The 20,263-nt window shown below is 40.9% G+C and carries 20 protein-coding genes; all 20 read left to right on the top strand.

Annotated features, from left to right (window positions below):
- Nucleotides 1-128 precede the first annotated feature (128 nt).
- The 20 genes from DFO73_RS07920 (at nucleotide 129) to DFO73_RS07825 (ending at nucleotide 20,260) form a co-directional block, all read left to right on the top strand.
- Nucleotides 129-1,199, top strand: coding sequence for an NAD(P)H-dependent glycerol-3-phosphate dehydrogenase (locus DFO73_RS07920; RefSeq protein WP_110064438.1), 1,071 nt, complete (start codon nucleotides 129-131; stop codon nucleotides 1,197-1,199).
- Between the two features lie 233 nt (nucleotides 1,200-1,432).
- The gene (locus DFO73_RS07915; RefSeq protein ID WP_110064239.1) at nucleotides 1,433-1,636 is read left to right on the top strand and encodes a DUF2768 domain-containing protein; all 204 of its coding nucleotides are present in this window, start codon (nucleotides 1,433-1,435) and stop codon (nucleotides 1,634-1,636) included.
- Nucleotides 1,637-1,661: 25 nt separating this feature from the next.
- Entirely contained in the window at nucleotides 1,662-2,375 is a 714-nt protein-coding gene (locus tag DFO73_RS07910; RefSeq protein ID WP_110064238.1) for a hypothetical protein, read from the top strand.
- Nucleotides 2,376-2,732: 357 nt separating this feature from the next.
- Nucleotides 2,733-4,211 (top strand): stage IV sporulation protein A, encoded by a 1,479-nt coding sequence (gene spoIVA, locus DFO73_RS07905; protein ID WP_110064237.1) that lies wholly within the window; start codon nucleotides 2,733-2,735, stop codon nucleotides 4,209-4,211.
- Between the two features lie 503 nt (nucleotides 4,212-4,714).
- Nucleotides 4,715-4,987: a non-specific DNA-binding protein Hbs gene (gene hbs, locus DFO73_RS07900; protein ID WP_009332755.1), complete on the top strand. Its 273-nt coding sequence runs from the start codon at nucleotides 4,715-4,717 to the stop codon at nucleotides 4,985-4,987.
- Nucleotides 4,988-5,366: 379 nt separating this feature from the next.
- Nucleotides 5,367-5,933 (top strand): GTP cyclohydrolase I FolE, encoded by a 567-nt coding sequence (gene folE / locus DFO73_RS07895; RefSeq protein WP_110064235.1) that lies wholly within the window; start codon nucleotides 5,367-5,369, stop codon nucleotides 5,931-5,933.
- Between the two features lie 136 nt (nucleotides 5,934-6,069).
- A complete protein-coding gene (gene mtrB, locus DFO73_RS07890; RefSeq protein ID WP_053434574.1) occupies nucleotides 6,070-6,306 on the top strand; it encodes a trp RNA-binding attenuation protein MtrB in 237 nt (78 codons plus the stop codon).
- 316 nt (nucleotides 6,307-6,622) lie between these two features.
- Nucleotides 6,623-7,432, top strand: coding sequence for a heptaprenyl diphosphate synthase component 1 (locus tag DFO73_RS07885; protein ID WP_110064234.1), 810 nt, complete (start codon nucleotides 6,623-6,625; stop codon nucleotides 7,430-7,432).
- A 3-nt stretch (nucleotides 7,433-7,435) separates the two neighbouring features.
- The gene (locus tag DFO73_RS07880) at nucleotides 7,436-8,143 is read left to right on the top strand and encodes a demethylmenaquinone methyltransferase (RefSeq protein ID WP_110064233.1); all 708 of its coding nucleotides are present in this window, start codon (nucleotides 7,436-7,438) and stop codon (nucleotides 8,141-8,143) included.
- Nucleotides 8,144-8,219: 76 nt separating this feature from the next.
- Nucleotides 8,220-9,182 (top strand): heptaprenyl diphosphate synthase component II, encoded by a 963-nt coding sequence (gene hepT / locus DFO73_RS07875; protein WP_110064232.1) that lies wholly within the window; start codon nucleotides 8,220-8,222, stop codon nucleotides 9,180-9,182.
- A 456-nt stretch (nucleotides 9,183-9,638) separates the two neighbouring features.
- A complete protein-coding gene (gene ndk, locus DFO73_RS07870; RefSeq protein WP_110064231.1) occupies nucleotides 9,639-10,085 on the top strand; it encodes a nucleoside-diphosphate kinase in 447 nt (148 codons plus the stop codon).
- A 128-nt stretch (nucleotides 10,086-10,213) separates the two neighbouring features.
- Nucleotides 10,214-10,987 carry a CheR family methyltransferase gene (locus DFO73_RS07865; RefSeq protein ID WP_110064230.1) on the top strand — a complete coding sequence of 258 codons (774 nt, stop codon included), beginning with the start codon at nucleotides 10,214-10,216 and terminating at the stop codon, nucleotides 10,985-10,987.
- A 333-nt stretch (nucleotides 10,988-11,320) separates the two neighbouring features.
- Nucleotides 11,321-12,493: a chorismate synthase gene (aroC, locus tag DFO73_RS07860; RefSeq protein ID WP_110064229.1), complete on the top strand. Its 1,173-nt coding sequence runs from the start codon at nucleotides 11,321-11,323 to the stop codon at nucleotides 12,491-12,493.
- Nucleotides 12,493-13,578 carry a 3-dehydroquinate synthase gene (gene aroB, locus DFO73_RS07855; protein WP_110064228.1) on the top strand — a complete coding sequence of 362 codons (1,086 nt, stop codon included), beginning with the start codon at nucleotides 12,493-12,495 and terminating at the stop codon, nucleotides 13,576-13,578. Before aroC ends, aroB begins: the two co-directional genes overlap by 1 nt.
- A gap of 82 nt (nucleotides 13,579-13,660) precedes the next feature.
- Nucleotides 13,661-14,035: a chorismate mutase gene (gene aroH, locus DFO73_RS07850; protein ID WP_110064227.1), complete on the top strand. Its 375-nt coding sequence runs from the start codon at nucleotides 13,661-13,663 to the stop codon at nucleotides 14,033-14,035.
- Nucleotides 14,036-14,283: 248 nt separating this feature from the next.
- Nucleotides 14,284-15,384: a histidinol-phosphate transaminase gene (gene hisC, locus DFO73_RS07845; protein WP_110064226.1), complete on the top strand. Its 1,101-nt coding sequence runs from the start codon at nucleotides 14,284-14,286 to the stop codon at nucleotides 15,382-15,384.
- A 121-nt stretch (nucleotides 15,385-15,505) separates the two neighbouring features.
- Nucleotides 15,506-16,612, top strand: coding sequence for a prephenate dehydrogenase (locus DFO73_RS07840; RefSeq protein WP_110064225.1), 1,107 nt, complete (start codon nucleotides 15,506-15,508; stop codon nucleotides 16,610-16,612).
- Nucleotides 16,613-16,661: 49 nt separating this feature from the next.
- Nucleotides 16,662-17,951 (top strand): 3-phosphoshikimate 1-carboxyvinyltransferase, encoded by a 1,290-nt coding sequence (gene aroA, locus DFO73_RS07835; RefSeq protein WP_110064224.1) that lies wholly within the window; start codon nucleotides 16,662-16,664, stop codon nucleotides 17,949-17,951.
- A 115-nt stretch (nucleotides 17,952-18,066) separates the two neighbouring features.
- Nucleotides 18,067-18,972, top strand: coding sequence for a hypothetical protein (locus DFO73_RS07830; protein ID WP_110064223.1), 906 nt, complete (start codon nucleotides 18,067-18,069; stop codon nucleotides 18,970-18,972).
- A 19-nt stretch (nucleotides 18,973-18,991) separates the two neighbouring features.
- Entirely contained in the window at nucleotides 18,992-20,260 is a 1,269-nt protein-coding gene (locus DFO73_RS07825; protein WP_110064222.1) for a tetratricopeptide repeat protein, read from the top strand.
- Nucleotides 20,261-20,263: the final 3 nt, after the last annotated feature.

The following is a 20,263-nucleotide window of genomic DNA, read 5'->3' as shown; positions in this document are numbered from 1 at the left end:
GTCTTTGTTTAAACAGAAAGCATAACATTAGGAGTATATCGGTACCTTTTATATGATCATACTTCGTATTGCTGACTGAGCCGGATGGTGTTTTGAAACATCCAAATAAATTAAAAGGCAGTGATCAAATGGAGCGGAAAAGAGAAAGTGTTGCAGTTGTAGGAGCGGGCAGCTGGGGAACAGCTTTGGCTATGGTCCTGGCCGATAATGGGCATGATGTTAGGCTTTGGGGCCATAATCCCGAGCAAATTGAAGAAATAAATACGCAGCATACCAATAAAAAATACTTATCAGAAATTCATCTGCCGGAAGAGATCAGAGGATATTCGTCACTTGAAGAGGCTTTATCCGGAACAGAAATCATGATATTGGCTGTACCAACAAAGGCAATTCGGGAAGTTCTCGGCAAAATTAGGGAAATCAGGACAGAGCCTATCATAATTGTTCATGTCAGCAAGGGAATTGAGCCAGACTCACTATTGCGGATTTCAGAAATGATTGAGGAAGAAATGCCCGAAAACCTTTTGGATAGTGTTGTAGTGCTTTCAGGTCCAAGCCATGCTGAAGAAGTAAGCCTGCGGCATCCGACTACTGTTACAGTTTCTTCAAAAAATATGAAAGCTGCTGAGAAAATTCAGGACTTGTTTATTAATAACAATTTTAGAGTGTATACGAACCCGGATATCATAGGAGTGGAAATTGGCGGTGCCCTTAAAAACATTATTGCACTTGCTGCAGGAATAACAGATGGTTTGGGGTATGGCGATAATGCAAAGGCTGCCCTAATTACTAGAGGGCTTGCAGAGATTGCCCGTCTTGGAATGAAGATGGGGGCCAGTCCGCTTACCTTCTCCGGATTGGCTGGTATAGGCGACTTGATCGTTACATGTACATCAGTCCATTCGCGCAATTGGAGAGCCGGCAATCTTCTTGGAAAAGGGCATAACCTTCACGAAGTACTTGATAATATGGGCATGGTTGTAGAAGGGGTAAGAACTACGAAAGCAGCCCATCAGCTTGCTAAAAAGTATGATGTAAAAATGCCAATTACAAATGTTCTTTATGATGTCTTATTTAATAATGTTAATGCCAAGGATGCAGTTGATCTTTTGATGGGACGAGGAAAAACACACGAAATGGAAGACCTTGCAAATGTCCTGGAGGATCAAAGAGGAAACAAAAATCAGGAAAATCTTTAATAATTGAAAAATATAGGCATTAGATGATGCGAGTTGGCAGGTTCCTGCATACAATGCAACGAAGCAAACTAGTGAAATGAACAGGGTGTTGGGTTATTTAGTCAACTGGCTGAGGTAAAGAATTGCCCCTTCTTTACCTCAGTTTTTTTATGCCTGAAACTTTGATGAGGAAAAGCTTTTAGATTTTTCCCATTGGTATGTTATAATACTTTTCGGAAAAGGGAGTTGATTAAATGTCACCGGCTTTAATGAAAATGTGGATATCACTGGCTTCAATGGGGTTTATGTTTTTATCTATAATTCTGATTTATCTTAGCCGCTTTAAACTGAAAGCTGGGATATTGAAGCTTATTACGGCAATTATTGCTTATATTTTGATGATCATAAGCGGAATTATTATTGTGCTTGTCGTGTTCAGCGGCCCGACAAGCAGCTAGCTATATTACATAAAGGGTTGATTAGATGAGAAAAGCATGTAACACATTCTTGCTACTTTTGCTTACAGGGATGGTCCTGACTGGCTGTATGTATCCTAAAGAGAAGCTATCCCAAAATCAGATAGCCTATAAGGACCAATTGCAGTCTGTCCAATCGGCTGTAGATCAGTACAGAGAAGATAATGACGGCCTTCTTCCGATCAAGACAAAGGATCAGACAACCCCAATTTATCAAAAGTATCCGATTGACTTTAAAAAGATTGCGCCTCAATATATGGCTGAGCCTCCTGGAAATGCATTTGAGTCTGGTGGCGTATTCCAATATGTGATAGTTGATGCAGAAACGGAACCGAAAGTAAAGATATTCGATTTGAGAATCGCAGAAACGATCAGGGACATTAATCTGAGGATTAAAGCACATGGTTTCCCGCCTTACAAAGAACAAATTGCTGATAATGTTTTTACAATGGATTTTAAAAAAATAGGATTTAAAGAAGATCCAAAAGCACTTAGCCCTTATAGCGGCCAAAACCTTCCGTTTGTTGTAACCGGCAATGCCGATGTATATGTTGATTACCGGATTGATCTCTATCAGGCGCTGAAGGAAAAGGAAAACAAGTATAAGCCTGGAGAAGATATCAGGGATATACTAGTTGAAGATTCTGCTTTTGTTCCCTCCTACTCTTTACCATATACAATAGATGATGAAACAAGTGAACCAATCTTTTTGGTGAAATAGTCATAACCTTTCTTCTGCAAAATATATTGTAGGAGAAGGGTTTTTTTTTATTATTATTTTTCATAAAGACACTCTTCAACCTGACCAATAGCATAAAGAAAAAGAAATAAAGCCGTAAAGGGAGTTATTAAATTCTAGAAAGGGAAATTTGGGATCGGCCAGCTGTCCATTCCACGCAGGATGGCCTGGAGAACTTCTTCGGCGGCCGGCGGGTGTGCTGAACTTTCCTGACAAGGGGGTAAAAATTTTAAAAAAACTGTCATAACAATGTAGGACAACATCATACACATATAATGTCCAAACATAATAGATAGGATAATATTATCCCACTAACTCTATGATTCGGGAGGGGATCACTTGGAAAAGGTTGATATTTTTAAAGATATTGCCGAAAGAACTGGCGGCGATATATATTTTGGAGTAGTTGGTGCAGTTCGCACCGGCAAATCCACATTTATAAAGAAATTTATGGAGCTTGTTGTATTGCCGAATATGGACAATGAAGCAGAACGTGCTCGCACTCAGGATGAACTTCCGCAAAGTGCTGCCGGCAAAACGATTATGACCACAGAACCGAAATTCGTGCCTAACCAGGCTGCTACGGTCCATGTGGCAGAAGGTCTGGATGTAAACATAAGACTGGTTGACTGTGTAGGCTATACAGTCCCTGGAGCTAAGGGATATGAAGATGAAAATGGCCCAAGAATGATCAATACACCTTGGTATGAAGAGCCGATCCCTTTCCATGAAGCTGCAGAGATAGGTACGAGAAAAGTTATTCAGGAGCACTCAACTATCGGCGTCGTGATTACGACAGATGGAACGATTGGCGAGATTCCGCGTGCCAATTATCTGGAGGCGGAAGCAAGGGTTATTGATGAACTGAAGGAAGTCGGTAAGCCTTTCATCATGATTATAAATAGCGTACAGCCTCACCATCCGAATACAGATGCGCTTAGAAATGAGCTTTCTGAGAAGTATGATATTCCTGTACTTGCCATGAGTGTAGAAGGCATGAGGGAAACGGATGTTATGAATGTAATGCGTGAAGCTCTATATGAATTCCCGGTGCTTGAAGTCAATGTAAACCTTCCAAGCTGGGTGATGGTGCTGCGTGAAGATCATTGGCTTCGTGAAAGCTATCAGGAAGCAGTAAAAGAAACTGTTAAAGACATTAAGAGGCTTAGAGATGTAGACCGTGTAGTCCATCAATTTAGCGACTTTGAGTTTATTGACCGTGCCGGACTTGCTGGCATTGAAATGGGGCAGGGTGTAGCAGAAATAGACTTGTACGCCCCGGATGATCTTTATGATGAAGTACTAAAAGAAATTGTCGGTGTGGAAATCCGCGGAAAAGACCATCTGCTTGAACTGATGCAGGAATTTGCCCATGCTAAAGCAGAATATGACCAAATCTCCGATGCTTTAAGAATGGTGAAGCAAACAGGCTATGGAATTGCCGCTCCATCCCTGGCTGATATGAGCCTTGATGAACCGGAAATCACACGCCATGGGTCACGCTTCGGAGTGCGTTTAAAAGCAGTAGCACCGTCTATCCATATGATTAAAGTTGATGTTGAATCCGAGTTTTCGCCGATTATCGGTACAGAGAAGCAAAGCGAAGAACTTGTCCGTTATCTGATGCAGGATTTTGAAGATGATCCACTATCCATCTGGAACTCTGATATCTTTGGTCGAAGCTTAAGCTCTATTGTGAGGGAAGGAATTCAGGCAAAGCTTTCACTAATGCCTGAGAATGCAAGGTATAAGCTTAAAGAAACTCTGGAAAGAATCATTAACGAAGGCTCTGGCGGATTAATAGCGATAATCCTTTAAATGAAGGCTCCTTTTGGAGTCTTTTTTTATTTTTAGAATATGTTAAAGTGCATTTTTGAAGTGCCTTGCTGGTTAGATCGTAAATCCTCATTCAAGTTTAACAGACATCATGGATGGAAAAGTTATCACTGATTTCAGGATTTAGCTATTAAAATTCCTTTTTTATGTTTATTAGAGCGCCTTTAGGGTAAGAAAAATAGGTCAACTTATTACAAATATGTTGCAAAGAAGAAAAGATTCCCATTAAATCATGAAATATTCTTGATAAGAGTAAATGATTGTGATAATCTTTTAACAGAATTACCGTTGTGGCGGCCGAAACCCTTATTATCAAAGGATTTTAGATAATTTATGGATTGAAATTTTTCTGTTCATAATTTATTATTAGGCTTGTTAAATAAAAACACGCCATAACGTATAGAATTCAGTAATTTTGTTTACAAATGAATGTAAGGATTCTTATTTTACTGGGTTTTATCGATATTTGGGAGGAGGTGAAAGGCATGAACAAGACAGAACTAATTAACGCAGTTGCTGAAGCTGGCGAACTTTCTAAAAAAGACGCAACTAAAGCAGTTGATGCTGTTTTCGATACAATCTTAGATGCTTTGAAAAATGGTGATAAGGTACAACTAATTGGTTTCGGAAACTTCGAGGTTCGCGAACGTGCTGCCCGTAAAGGACGTAACCCGCAAACTGGTGAAGAAATCGAAATCGCTGCAAGCAAAGTTCCTGCTTTCAAACCAGGCAAAGCGCTTAAAGATGCAGTTAAGTAATCTACATAGAGTGAAACATCATTCAGGGCAGGCATTATTCTGAACTGAATGTTAGTTGAACCAATCGGGCGTTAACCGGCAGTTTTTCCTTCTCATAGGAGGAATTACCTGCCGGTTAACAAGCGATAAAAGTGCTTGAAGCTTATGCTTGAGCTAAAAACCGCGATTCTTTCGCGGTTTTTTCTATTTTAAAATTAGGCTATGTGAAAGCTCAATGTTGATTTTAGGACCCTGTTGATTGGAGCGGAAATAACCAGGCAAGTTTAACAGACCCGGCTCATGCTCTATGCCATACAGTCTCTGCTTTGCGCAGCCCAAAGGGTTATGCTAATATGAACATATTATTAAACACAGTGTTATAGCATAGGAGGAAGCAATTATGGCAGACGTAAATCGTGCCCAGATAGAAGATGCGGTACGTTTAATATTAGAAGCAATCGGTGAAGATCCAAACCGGGAAGGGCTCCTTGATACACCAAAACGAGTAGCAAAAATGTATGAAGAAGTTTTTATGGGATTAAACCAGGATCCTAAAGAGTATTTTGAGACAGTATTTGGCGAAGATCATGAAGAACTTGTCCTGGTGAAGGATATTCCTTTTTATTCTATGTGCGAACATCACCTTGTGCCATTTTTCGGTGTAGCCCATGTCGCTTATATTCCAAGGAACGGAAGGGTAACTGGATTAAGTAAACTTGCCAGGGCTGTAGAGGCAGTAGCAAAAAGGCCGCAGCTTCAAGAACGCATTACATCCACAGTTGCTAACTCAATTCTCGAGAAGCTTGAGCCTCATGGTGTAATGGTCGTTGTAGAAGCGGAACATATGTGTATGACAATGCGGGGAGTTAAAAAGCCAGGTTCTAAAACCGTTACTTCCGCCGTTAGAGGTGTGTTTGCAAATGATGCAAGAGCACGGGCAGAGGTTCTTTCATTAATCAAACAATAAGCTTGGAAGCTAGACTAAAATATACGTTTCATTCTTAGAGAAGAATAAGAATTCGGAAAGGCTGAAAGATAACTACTTTTGGCCTTTTTTTGTAAGAAATTATTTTTGCCAAAATATATAGTAAAGGATGTTTTCAATGGAAAAGAAAAGTCCATCGGGAAATGATTATATAGTTATTAAAGCAAAAGAAGACGGTGTAAATGTCATTGGTTTAACGAGGGGTTCTGATACAAGATTTCATCATTCCGAAAAGCTGGATCAGGGTGAAGTTATGATTGCCCAATTCACAGAGCACACATCTGCTATAAAGGTGCGGGGAAATGCAAGGATTATGACCTGTTATGGTGAACTGGAAAGCGAAGCGAAAAAATAATAGTAAAAACGGACCTAATTGTTTTTCAAGATAATGTCCTGACATGTTTCTGTAATTTATGATATAATTGTCTCTGCTTAATTAATAATGCATTTGAAAACAAGATACCAGTAAAAAGGGCTTTTTTTTGCCCGATTTATATATATTTCATACTAAACGATTAATAGGTCAAAAATAGACTATATAATCTTTAAAGATAAATGTTTTAACAATTTTGATAAGGCTTCTCCTGTCTTTTTCCCTTTAGCTTGCATGCTCAGGGAGCAAGGAGGCTGCTGCGGGAAATAGAAAACTTAGGGGAAACAAGGGTGATTGCATGCATGACGTGAAGATTAAATTGGCAGATATTAAAGAACAGATTGAGAAAAAGGTACACCACCCTTATCTGCTCAGGTATATCGATTCTCCCGTAATAGACGAAGATAAGCTTCTGCTCTTAATTTCTATCCTGGATGAATTAAAACTTTCAGAAACTAGGGCAGAAAAATATGCCATAACGGCTATGCTTATCCAAATCGCCCTTGATACCCATGAACTTGTAATGAACGATGAGTCTGAAGGCGAAGACCTTAAACATAGACAGCTTACCGTCCTTGCAGGCGTGTATTACAGCGGCTTATATTATAAAATTCTTGCCGCATTCGATGATATTAACATGATTCGTGCACTGGCTGACGGGATTAAAGATGTGAATGAGCATAAGATATCCCTCTACCAGAAAGCCCCTGAGGCTGTTGACCACTTAATGAATACCGTCAAGAAGATTGAGGCGGCTCTCTTTGAAAAGTTGACGGATGCTTATTCCAAGACTGATTGGAAAGAGGTTGCATCCAATCTGCTATTTATTAAGCGGCTAATTGCCGAGAAAGAGCAATTTATTAAGAATGGCACTTCAATTGTCTTTGAAGCGCTGAAAAAGCTGACATTCCCAAAAGTGAAAGAGATGTCTGCTGAACAGCAAAACTATCTGCTTCTGATTTGTGACAGATATATTGACTTTTCCAGAAATCTGGTTGATCAATATCTGATGAAAATCCCTTTTGTAAACGAATTGTTAGAGCAGCGTATTCATTTCATCTTTAATCATAGTCAGTCTGTAGCTAAAACTTTTGTGGAAGAAGGGTAATGTATGCAGCAATCAAAAGAAGAGCGAGTTCATAGTGTATTTGAAAAGATTTATGGCAACTACGATAAAATGAATTCAGTTATTAGTTTTCAGCAGCATCTCAGATGGCGCAAGGATACAATGAAAAAAATGAATGTCCAAAAAGGCGCGAAGGCTCTTGATGTATGCTGCGGCACGGCCGATTGGTCAATTGCACTTGCTGAAGCTGTTGGTGAGAATGGACAAGTAGTCGGACTTGATTTCAGCAAAAATATGCTGAAAATCGGTGAGGAAAAAATTAAAGAACGGAAACTTGATCAAGTTGAACTTGTTCACGGAAATGCCATGGACCTGCCTTTTCCAGATAATTTCTTTGATTATGTAACCATCGGATTTGGGTTAAGGAATGTACCTGATTACATGCAGGTATTAAAAGAAATGCACCGTGTTGTAAAGCCTGGCGGAATAGCAGTGTGTCTGGAGACGTCACAGCCGACTATGTTCGGCTATAAACAAGCCTATTATCTCTACTTCCGTTTTATTATGCCTATGTTCGGCAAACTATTTGCCAAAAGCTTTAATGAGTATTCCTGGCTGCAGGAATCTGCAAGAGACTTTCCGGGAATGAAAGAACTGGCAGAAATGTTCGAGAAGGCTGGCTTTAAGAGTGTCACTTATAAGCCATATAGCGGCGGAGTGGCAGCTGTACACATTGGAACGAAACAAAAATAATAACTTGTTCTGAATGTTTCTCATTGCACAATGCAGAAAACAGCAGACGGGATTGATAAGCCGGGTGAGTTAGAAAATGAAATTAAAAATGATGTATTCATTTTTGAATTCAGATTTAAATGTGATAGAGGACGAGCTGGAGGAGACGATTAAAGCAGAGTCTCCTCTATTGCATCAGGCATCACTGCATTTACTGCAGGCCGGGGGAAAAAGAATTCGCCCAGTTTTTGTTTTGCTTGCAGCAAAGTTCGGAAATTACGATATAAATAATATTAAAAATGTGGCCGTATCGCTGGAGCTTATCCATATGGCATCTCTTGTACATGATGATGTCATTGATGATGCCGAATTACGCCGCGGCAAGCCGACAATCAAAGCGAAGTGGGACAACAAGATTGCCATGTATACAGGCGATTACATTTTCGCGCGTGCTCTTGAATTAATAACAAATGTTGAAAATCCGCATGCGCATAAAATCCTATCCCATACACTGGTTGAGCTATGTATAGGCGAAATCGAGCAAATCAAAGATAAGTATAATTACGACCAAAATGTAAGGACTTATTTCCGCAGAATCAAAAGAAAAACTGCGATGCTGATAGCTGTCAGCTGCCAATTGGGTGCCATTGCAGCCAATGTAGAAGACGAAATACATAAGAAGCTTTTCAAATTTGGTTATTTTGTCGGGATGTCATATCAAATTATTGATGATGTCCTGGACTTTGTCGGAACGGAAAAGGAACTCGGCAAACCTGCCGGAGGGGACCTTCACCAGGGCAATATAACACTTCCTGTCCTTTTTGCTATGGAGGATAGGGCCATCCGCGAGGAAATCATCAAAGTCCACGAAGGAACTAAGCGTTCGGATATTGAGGAAATCATAAAACTAGTCAAGAATTCTGGTGCAATCGAAAAATCTCTTCATATAAGCGACAAGTATCTGCAAAAGGCTTTGGAGGTTTTAGAGGAGCTTCCGCCATCAAAATCTAAGAAGGCTTTACGGGATATTGCCAAGTTTATTGGAAAAAGAAAGTTTTAAGAAGCAGGCCGGGGCACCTAATTCCTGCGAAGGTGCCCAGCAGTGCATGCTAGCTTTTCTTTGGCCCGTTTCCTTACACTGCATCTTAAAATTTGGCAGGGTAGTCGGGGAACATGCATTTTTCATACCCTATTTTATAAGCGCTTTCAAATTTCTGTTGCTAAATTGTCAAAACAATGTTAATATTTTCGTGGATTGTCAGAGAATGATAAAGTGAAACTTCCATTAGTGGAGATGTTTATCCCACTGATGGTAAGTTGAGGCCTGCGGGGTACGGGTCACTCAGACATTGCCACTGAATGTGGCGGTTGTAGTCTGAGTTCTTTAATTAGGGTTTTTACGGACAGTTGACCGCCACCCTCTGCCTCTCTGATTCTTCTGCCCTCTGATAGTGGGGTCTTACTGCCCGTTAATGCGGGATAAATCACTATACATACGTTTTAGGAGTGGAACTAAATGGAAAGAACATTTTTAATGGTTAAACCTGACGGGGTACAGCGCAATTTAATCGGTGAAATCGTTTCCCGTTTTGAAAAGAAAGGCTTCCAGCTTGTTGGCGGTAAGCTTATGAGCATTAGCAAAGAGCTTGCAGAAGAGCATTATGGTGAGCACAAAGAGCGCCCATTCTTCGGCGAACTGGTAGACTTTATCACTTCCGGCCCTGTTTTTGCTATGGTTTGGGAAGGCGAAAATGTTATTGCGACAGCTCGCCAAATGATGGGTTCAACGAATCCTAAAGATGCCGCTCCAGGGACGATCCGCGGAGACTTCGGCATCACTGTAGGGAAGAATGTAATCCATGGTTCAGATTCACCTGCAAGTGCAGAACGTGAAATTGGACTTTTCTTCAAAGAAGAGGAAAAAGTAGAATACACTAAATTAATGAATGAATGGATTAACTAATGCGAAAAAAGCACTTGTCCCTGACAAGTGCTTTTTTTGTAACCGAATACAACAAGCCCGGATAAAAGAGGCCGGGAAACTGCAAGGGTAAAATACGGTGATCACCGCTGTAAATTAAGGGGAAAAAGATGGATCAGGATTATCAGGAATTTATCATAAATATTAAACGAAAAACGGGGATTGATCTTTCACTATATAAAGAAACACAAATGAAAAGAAGGCTTATCTCTCTTTATGAGAAAAAGGGCTATAGATCATTTGGAGATTTTTATAGTGGCATAATCAGGGATCGGGAATTGATGAACGAATTTTTAGATCGGATGACCATTAATGTTTCCGAATTTTTCCGAAATGCGAAACGCTGGGAGGTGCTGGAAAACCAGATTCTCCCTGGGTTGCTTAAACAAAACAGGAATCTTAAGATTTGGAGTGCAGCCTGCTCGACGGGTGAAGAGCCTTATACGATAGCTATGATTTTATCTAGGTTTATGCCATTATCACAGATAAAGGTGTCCGCGACGGATATAGACGAAAACGCACTTGCGCGGGCCCGGATAGGCGTTTATCCTGAAAGATCTTTGAATGAAGTCCCTGAACCTATGAAACAAAAGTTCTTTAGCCGTGAAGGCAGTTTTTATAAAATATCTGAAGACATAAAGAAGGCAGTGTTGTTTAAAAAACAAAATCTGCTTGCTGATGAATTTGGCGGGCCCTATGATTTAATTGTGTGCAGGAATGTCTTAATTTATTTTACGGAAGAGGCAAAGGGTAGTATCTATCATAAATTCAGCAGTGCATTAAAAAAGGATGGAATATTCTTTGTAGGCAGCACTGAACAAATCTTTAATCCCGGGCGCTATCATTTGGAATCTGCTGAAACCTTCTTTTACAGAAAGTTTTAATAGAAAAGCCGGGTATGAGGATGATTTGCTGTCATCCTCTTATTTGATTTTGTTGAAATAATAGGAGTTTTAGTTCATTTATGAAATAATTTTTTGATTAACTCTTTTTGGACTCCGGCATGCGTTCCGAAAAACAGCCAAGGACGTTTCAATCATCCAGAGAGGGTCACAGCCCGACTATTTTTTGTAGTATGTTTCTTTACGTGTTAAAATGGCTCCATTCATAAGAAGAAATAAAATATTATAGAAATTTTCAAATTTTATCTATTCTTATATTTATCATTATGTTATATTGGTACATAATCCTTTAATGAGTTGAAGGGGGAAAGAGTTTTGAGATATCTTACATCTGGTGAATCACACGGACCGCAGCTGACCACTATAATTGAGGGGTTGCCTGCCGGAATGCCGCTGCTTGATTCCGATATAAATGAAGAATTGGCCCGACGCCAGAAAGGCTATGGCAGAGGCAGAAGGATGCAAATTGAAAAGGATACCGTCCAAATAAATGGCGGCATCAGGCATGGCTATACATTGGGGTCGCCAGTCGCCCTAGTGGTAGAGAATAATGACTGGAAGCACTGGACGAAGATTATGGGCCAGGAACCTCTAAATCCGGAAGATGAGGCAGAGGTAAAAAGGAAGATCTCCCGTCCTCGCCCAGGGCATGCAGATTTAAACGGAGCCCTTAAATATGGGCACAGGGATATGAGAAATGTACTTGAGCGATCTTCTGCAAGGGAAACTACAGTAAGAGTTGCAGCCGGAGCAGTAGCCAAAAAACTGTTATCTGAGCTTGGGATTCAGGTTGCAGCACATGTAATTGAAATAGGCGGAGTTGCTTCCTCAGTAAAAGAATATTCATCATTAGAAGAATTAAAAGAAATTACGGAAGAATCGCCGGTTCGCTGTCTTGACCCGGTTGCCGGGCAAAAGATGATGGAAGCGATTGACACTGCGAAAGAAAATGGTGACTCCATTGGCGGAGTTGTGGAAGTGATTGTTGAAGGAATGCCGCCTGGAGTTGGAAGCTATGTACACTATGACCGCAAACTTGATTCCAAGCTTGCAGGTGCAATGGTTAGCATTAATGCTTTTAAAGGCGTTGAATTCGGCATCGGATTTGAAGCAGCCAGAAAGCCGGGCAGTGAGGTTCATGATGAGATTGCATGGGATCCTGAAAGAGGCTATTACCGCAAATCAAATCGCCTTGGCGGCTTTGAAGGCGGCATGTCAACCGGAATGCCAATAGTTGTCAGAGGTGTGATGAAGCCGATCCCTACTTTATATAAACCTCTTCAAAGCGTAGACATTGAAACGAAAGAGCCGTTTTCCGCAAGCATTGAGCGTTCAGACAGCTGTGCTGTTCCGGCAGCGGCGGTTGTTGCAGAAAATGTTATCGCATGGGAACTTGCTGCGGCACTTGTAGATCAGTTTTACTCAGACAGGTTTGAGACATTAAAAGCAACGGTTGAAGAGCAAAGAAAATTTGCGAGGGAGTTTTAATGAAAAGTGTTTCTATCCAGACAGATACCAGAACGTATCCTGTTTTTATAGGATCTGGGGCAATTGACGGATTAAGCACATTTATTAAAGAGGCTTTTCCGTCCATGACAAATTTAATGGTTATTACAGATGAAACCGTTCGGAATTTCCACCTTCCTGCATTAGAATCTGAGCTTGAAAGCATTGATGCAAAAATTTGCACGGTTCCAAGCGGGGAAAAGGCAAAAACATTTGATGTGTATTATCAATGCTTAACTTTTGCTTTAGAACACAAGCTTGACAGGAAATCACTCATTTTGGCATTTGGCGGCGGAGCTGTCGGCGATTTGGGTGGTTTTGTCGCAGCCACATATATGAGAGGGATTCCTTTTATTCAAATTCCTACTACTATACTGGCCCATGATAGTGCAGTCGGAGGGAAAGTTGCAATTAATCATCCGTTAGGCAAAAACATGGTTGGGGCCTTTTATCAACCGTCTGCAGTGTTTTATGATTTGGATTTTCTTGGATCCTTGCCACTGAAAGAGAGACGTTCCGGCTTTGCGGAGGTGATCAAGCATAGCTTGATCCATGATATTCACTTCTACTTGAGTCTGAAGGAGCAGATTCATTCTCTTGAAAACATACCGAGTGCGGAATTGAGCACGATCCTTACAAAGGGAATAGAAATAAAGGGCGCCATAGTTGGTGAGGATGAAAAGGAGTCAGGAGTACGAGCTTTTCTAAACTTTGGACATACACTTGGCCATGCAATTGAAGCTGAAAAGGGCTATGGGGAATGGACACATGGAGAATCTGTTGCTGTTGGGATTATATTCGCTCTGGAATTAAGCAGGAAGGTATTTGGCTTAACATTCGAAATTGGCGAATTTAAAAACTGGCTTACTTCCCTTGGATATCAGGTTACCCTTCCCCAGGATCTATCACACCAAAGCCTGCTGGAACGCATGAAGCAGGATAAAAAATCAGAAGGCCAAAAAGTCAGGTTTGTTTTATTACAGGAAATAGGCAAGCCGGCATTATACGAAGTTTCTGATGAACTGCTGCTAAAGGAACTTGAAAGTTTTTCTAAAAAGCAAAGTTGACTTGAGCCTTGGGCTAAGAATAAGAGGCTTGAGCAGATAGGAAAGAAAGGCTCTATACCGTTTTTTAATGGAGGTGTTGCAAGTGATTCGAGGGGTAAGGGGAGCCGTCACCGTTGAAGAAAATAATGAAGCTGAGATTATTGAGGCAACCGGGATGCTTATAAGGGAAATGATACAAAAAAATAATATTGAAGCAGAAGATGTAGCGTCTGTATTTATTTCTGTTACGGAAGAACTGACTGCGGCCTTTCCGGCAAAGGCGATGAGGTCATTGGAAGGCTGGACCTATGTTCCTGTGATGTGCATGAGGGAAATACCGGTTGAAGGGTCTCTGCTCAAATGTATTCGAGTTATGATGCATGTTAATTCGGACTCTCCTCAGCAGAATATTCACCATGTTTATTTGCGTGACGCAGTCCAGCTTCGTCCTGATCTTAAAACAAGCCGCACATCATAAGACTCTCCCTAACGGGAGTTTTGTGATAAGAAGTTTACCTTTAGAATTTTAATAACTGTCTAGCTCCAGGCGCCATCGGCTCGAGGTCTTAAGTCAATCGCTTCTGAAGGTAAAGAACGCCTTCAGAAGCGCTCGTCTTAAGCTTGTCGCCGAAAGGCGGGCGCCTTGCGCTTTTCTGGTATATGAACATATCATTTTTTACTTTAATACGATAATAAGTAAAAGTAATTAATAAGAGGTGGAAATGTATGAAATGGAAGGAACAGCTTCTGAATTTAACTCCTTACCAGCCGGGAAAATCAATTGATCAAGTCAAAAAGGAATTTGGGCTGGATAAAATAGTGAAACTTGCTTCTAATGAAAATCCATTTGGGTGTTCGGAAAAAGTTCTTTTCACAGTGAATCAGTCCCCTTCATTTTTTGCGCTTTATCCAGATGGATATGCCACTGAATTGCGTTCTGTGCTGGCAAATCACTTGTCGGTCGAAGAAGAGCAGATCATTTTTGGAAATGGCTCCGATGAAATTATACAAATGATTTCAAGGGCCTTGCTTGGCCCCGATACAAACACCATTATGGCTGCGCCAACTTTCCCGCAATATAAGCATAATGCTGTCATAGAAGGTGCTGAAATCAGGGAGATTCCATTGGTGAATGGTGAACATGACCTTGATGCAATGCTGGCTGCTATCGATGAGAATACAGCTGTTGTATGGGTCTGCAGCCCTAATAATCCAACAGGAAACTATGTTAATGAATCTTCATTGCTATCTTTCCTGAAAGAAGTGCCTGAAGATATTTTGGTTGTCCTTGATGAGGCTTACTATGAATATGTAGTAGCCGATGACTATTATAAGGCACTTGATTTAATCAGCCAATTTGAAAACTTAATTGTACTGCGCACTTTTTCTAAAATTTACGGATTAGCCAGCCTTCGGGTGGGATATGGAATCGCAAATGCTGAAACAATTAGAGCTTTGGAGCCTGTCCGGGAGCCGTTTAATGTCAACAAGTTTGCTCAGGCGGCAGCAGCTGCAGCTATTGGCGACCAGCAGTTTATTGAAAGCTGCAGGCAAAAAAATCGTGAAGGTCTTGAACAATTTTATGCTTTTTGTAAGAAGCACGGACTTCAATACTTTCCGTCACAAGGAAACTTCATTTTAATCAATTTTAATGCTGATTCGAACGAAGTGTTTCAGTTCTTGCTTGAAAAGGGATATATCGTGCGTTCTGGAAAAGCACTTGGTTTCCCGTGTTTTGTCCGTGTGACAATTGGTTCCAGGGAGCAAAACGAAGGTGTCCTTGAAGCAATGGAACAATATCTGGTTAAACAGACAGCTGCGTTATAATATAAAAGGTCCGCAGAAATAGTCTGGTTAAATATTTTTGATATATTCCATAAATAGAAAAATCCTTCCATTCAGAGGCATCTACATGCCTCTGAATTATTTTTAAAAAGGCGGTGAGGGGATGAGAGGAAGAGTCTTTGTGATTGGCCTTGGGTTAATTGGCGGTTCCCTTGCATTGTCCATAAAAAGTACCCACAGGGAATCAGTCATTATTGGCTATGATTTAAATAAAGAGCAGTCCCGTCTGGCTGTAATGCTGGGCGTCGTTGATGAAATTGCCCTTTCGATTGAAGAGGGAGCTTCAGAAGCCGACCTGATTTTAATAGCTGCACCTGTAAAGGAAACAGAAAGAATCATACATATGTTAAAAGACTGCAAATTAAAGGGAAATGTTATCATATCGGATGCCGGCAGCACCAAAAAGGAGATTGTGGGCTGTGCCAAGGTTCTAAAAGAAAAAGGCATCACATTTATTGGCGGCCATCCAATGGCTGGATCCCATAAGAGCGGTGTAACGGCAGCCAAAGCTTTGTTGTTTGAGAATGCCTTTTATCTGCTGACACCTGACAAGCATATTTCAGATTATGAGATAGCCATACTAAAAGAATGGCTTTCAGGTACGAAAGCGAAGTTTTTAACCATTTCGCCGGAGGAACATGATTATATTACCGGAATAGTCAGCCATTTCCCTCATATGGTTGCCGCTTCCCTTGTCCATCAGGCGGAAAAAACGAGCCAAACCCAAACACTTATACCGAGATTGGCTGCAGGCGGTTTCAGGGATATTACGAGAATTGCTTCCAGCAGCCCTTCCATGTGGAGAGATATTCTGCTTCAGAATAAAGAAGTTCTTCTAATTTTGATGGAGGAATGGCAGGAAGAAATGGAGAAAGTAAAACAGATGCTGAACAAAGAAAACAGTGCTGGCATATTTGAATATTTTTCTCAGGCTAAAAGGTTCAGGGATGAATTGCCACAAAAAGAAAAAGGCGCAATTCCGGCATTTTATGATCTATTTGTCGATGTTCCCGATTACCCTGGTGTCATTTCCGAGATTACGGGATATCTGGCGAAGGAAGAAATCAGCATTACAAATATAAGGATCCTGGAAACAAGAGAAGAAATATATGGAGTCCTTGTAATCAGTTTTCAAACGGAAGAGGACCGTGGACGTGCAATTAATTGTATAGAGCAATATACTAGCTATGAAACAACCATTGGCCTATAAAGAGGAGAAGGACATTGTCTTCTTTAAATCAGTTTAAAAGGGTGATAATATGAATCCAGCAAAGCTGAATACAAATATACAAGGATTAAGGGGAGAAATAGCTGTACCTGGGGATAAATCCATTTCCCATCGATCCATTATGTTTGGAGCGATTGCAAAAGGAAAGACCAATATAACCAATTTTTTATTGGGCGAAGATTGTTTAAGTACCATTGCCTGTTTCCGAAAGCTTGGTGTATACATTGAACAGGAAGACCATCAGGTCACAGTAAGCGGCAGAGGGCTAGAAGGCCTTCAGGAGCCAGCGGATATTTTGGATGTCGGGAATTCCGGTACGACAATCCGGCTTCTGATGGGAATCCTTGCTGGCCGTCCTTTTCATTCAGTGCTTGTCGGTGACCAGTCCATTGGGAAAAGGCCAATGACAAGAGTGGCCAAACCGTTAAGCTTATTCGGTGCGCAAATAAACGGCAGAAAGAATGGCGAGTATACGCCCCTTTCGGTTCAGGGCGGACAATTGGAGGGAATCACTTATGAGCTGCCTGTTGCAAGTGCACAGGTTAAATCATCGCTGCTTTTCGCTGGCATGCAGGCCAGCGGTGAAACTGTTATAATCGAGCCCGTAAAGACCCGTGATCATACGGAAAGAATGATCAGGCAGTTCGGCGGGGAAATACAAACTGACGGCCGCACAATCCACATTCAGGGCGGCCAATCATTAACAGGAACTGATATTCATGTTCCTGGTGATATATCCTCTGCTGCCTTCTTCCTTGTTGCAGGAGCAATTGTACCCGGAAGTGAAATCAGATTGAAAAACGTCGGATTAAACCCGACAAGAACTGGCATTATTGACGTGATGCATAGAATGGGGGCAGAAATCATCGTAGAACCTTATGAAAACGGATCGTCAGAGCCTGCCGGGGATATTACCATAAAAACATCAGCCCTTAAAGGAACAGTTATTGAGGGAGATCTTATTCCACGCCTAATTGATGAAATTCCCGTTATTGCCCTGCTGGCTACACAAGCAGAAGGGGATACGGTCATTAAAGATGCAGAGGAACTCAAAGTAAAGGAAACCAATCGGATTGATACGGTTGTCAATGAACTTTCAAAGCTTGGGGCCAACATTGTTGCCACTGAAGATGGGATGATAGTCAAAGGGAAATCTTCGTTCTCAGGGGGGAATGTTTCCAGCCATGGGGACCATAGAATAGGCATGATGCTTGCAGTTGCATCAGCCATTTCCAGCGGTGAAGTCCATTTAGATCAAAAGGAAGCTATATCCGTTTCTTATCCTTCGTTTTTTGAGCATTTGGAAAGCCTTATTAAATAAGCGGATGACCAATAATTAGAAAAAGGGCTGTTCTCTGCAGCTCTTTTTCTATTGAATAGTCATATTTTCTGTAAAAATGCATAGCTTGTCATAAGACCGTTTAGAGGGTGGTTTTATGACTTATATAATTGAGAATGCAAATATTTTAAAGGAAGACAAGCTGAAGAGGGTATCACTTCTAGTCAAGAAAAATGAAATTTCTTTGATGCAGCCTGAACTGAAAAGGTTTCAATTTACCAGAATGAATGCAGATCCATTTATCATGACTTCAGGTTTTATTGTTCTGGATACAGCTATTCCTTTGGAAAAGCCTTTTTCCGAGCTGAAGGACTATTTTGTCAGGGAGTTCATACTTAAAGGATGTACGGCTTTCCTTACTGCTGCTTCTGTTAAGCATGAATACTCCATGAAGAGTGATATTAAAGGCCTTAGGGCACGTTTGTTAAGCAGTCCGATTGATTATATTATTGGAGTAAGGATTCCAGTTCGTCTGCTGACACCTTCTTTTATGAGAAAGTGCAAGAGGGAGAGAGTGCCAGTTGTCTTCGTTGAAGTTACGGATGAGCAGGAGCTGGAAAAACTTCCTTGGGGATGGATACGTGAATCCATGTTTCCTTATAATTGCCCGCTTGCTCCTGTTTTTCTAGGCAGGAATGGGAAGGAGAAAAGCAGAATTAAAACAGTATGGGACAGATTTATGAAAGAACAGAAAATTCCTTCCATGCCGGACGAGCTGAAAGAGCATGAACCTCTTTCCCGAACAATTCTTTCCAAGACTGGAATCTATCCTTTAAAGGGCAATATTCAGCAGGGCGGCGAGATTACCTATAATTTATACTTAAAGCCAAGCGAAGGCCTTACCATTGAAGAATCGGAGCTGTTTCATTATCATAAAGATAAACTTGCTGTCACTGTCCATAGAGGAAAAGTTGTCCGGGCGGGACAAGAAATTGTTTTTCGTTCCGGTTCTGGCGAGCATGTTAAAATCAATACACCCGCTTACTTTAAAATAGCAGATTAGCATTCGAAAGGAATTTAGTATGGATAAAGTAAATAAAATCATTACTCTTTTAGAAAACGGTCAACATGAAGAAGCATTGGAGAGCTACCAGCAAATCTTGCTTGACGGTTCGCATGAGGAGAGGTTCCTGCTGGCAGAAGAATTATTCCAATATGGTTTCCTGGAAGAAGCAAAAACGCTATATGAACGCCTCCTTGAAGCTTACCCGGAAGAGGGAGAACTGCTTGTATTATTGGCGGAGACACATATTGATCTGGGAAATGAGGGGGAAGCCATCCTCGTCCTTGAAAGAATAAGTGAGCAAGATCCCAGTTATCCGCAGTCATTACTCTTGCTAGCCGATCTTTATCAGATGGACGGCTTATTCGAGGTAAGTGAACAAAAACTGCTAAAAGCCAAAAATATACTTCCCGATGAGGTTATTGTGGATTTTGCCTTAGGAGAGCTCTATGCTGAACAAGGAAAATTTCTTGAAGCCATCCGGGTTTATGAAAAGGTTCTAGAAAAAGAGGAAATCATTGCAGGCATTAATGTAAACCAAAGAATGGCAGATGTCCTTAGCGCTGGGGGAGCCTTTGAAGAAGGACTCCCATACTACGAAAAAGCGCTGGAGGATAAACTGGAAATCAATACGCTCTTCAGTTATGCCTTTACAGCACTTCAGGCTGGCTATAACCAGACAGCTATCGAAAAATTTACCGAGTTAAAAGAGCTTGATCCTGAATATCATTCCCTGTATCTATATCTTGCCCAGGCTCATGAGCGTGAAGAAGATGCTGCTAAGGGACTAGAAGCAGTAAGAGAAGGCATTAAGCAGGATGAATTCAATAAGGAACTATTCTTTTACGGAGGAAAATTGGCTCTGAAGAATGGTGATCAAAAAGAAGCTGAAGATATGTTCAGGCAGGCTCTCGCGCTTGATCCTGAATATATTCAGGCTGCCAATATATTAAATAAACTTCTGCTTCAGCAGGAAAGATATGATGATGTAATCGAAATTGCAAATATGATGAATGACCTTAATGAAGAAGAGCCGCAGCTTTTATGGGACGCTGCTATTGCCTATCAAAATATAGAAGAATATTCAAAGGCATTAAACAAATACCAGCTTGCATATACTTTCTTTAAACAGCAGCCTGATTTTCTTTCCGAATATGGATATTTTTTAATTGAGGAAGGAAAAAGGGAAGAGGCTGCCGAAATTTTTAATACATTAATCAAACTGGAACCAGGCAATGAAGAGTATCAGGATGTTCTGCAAAGGCTTACGGATGATTTTCTTGCTTAAATA

Origin of the sequence: Cytobacillus oceanisediminis, assembly GCF_003182355.1 — a bacterium.
In the GTDB taxonomy this organism is placed as follows: Bacteria; Bacillota; Bacilli; order Bacillales; family Cytobacillaceae; genus Cytobacillus; species Cytobacillus oceanisediminis_A.
The sequence above is the reverse complement of the archived record's forward strand: the minus strand, read 5'-3'. Positions and strand labels throughout refer to the sequence as shown.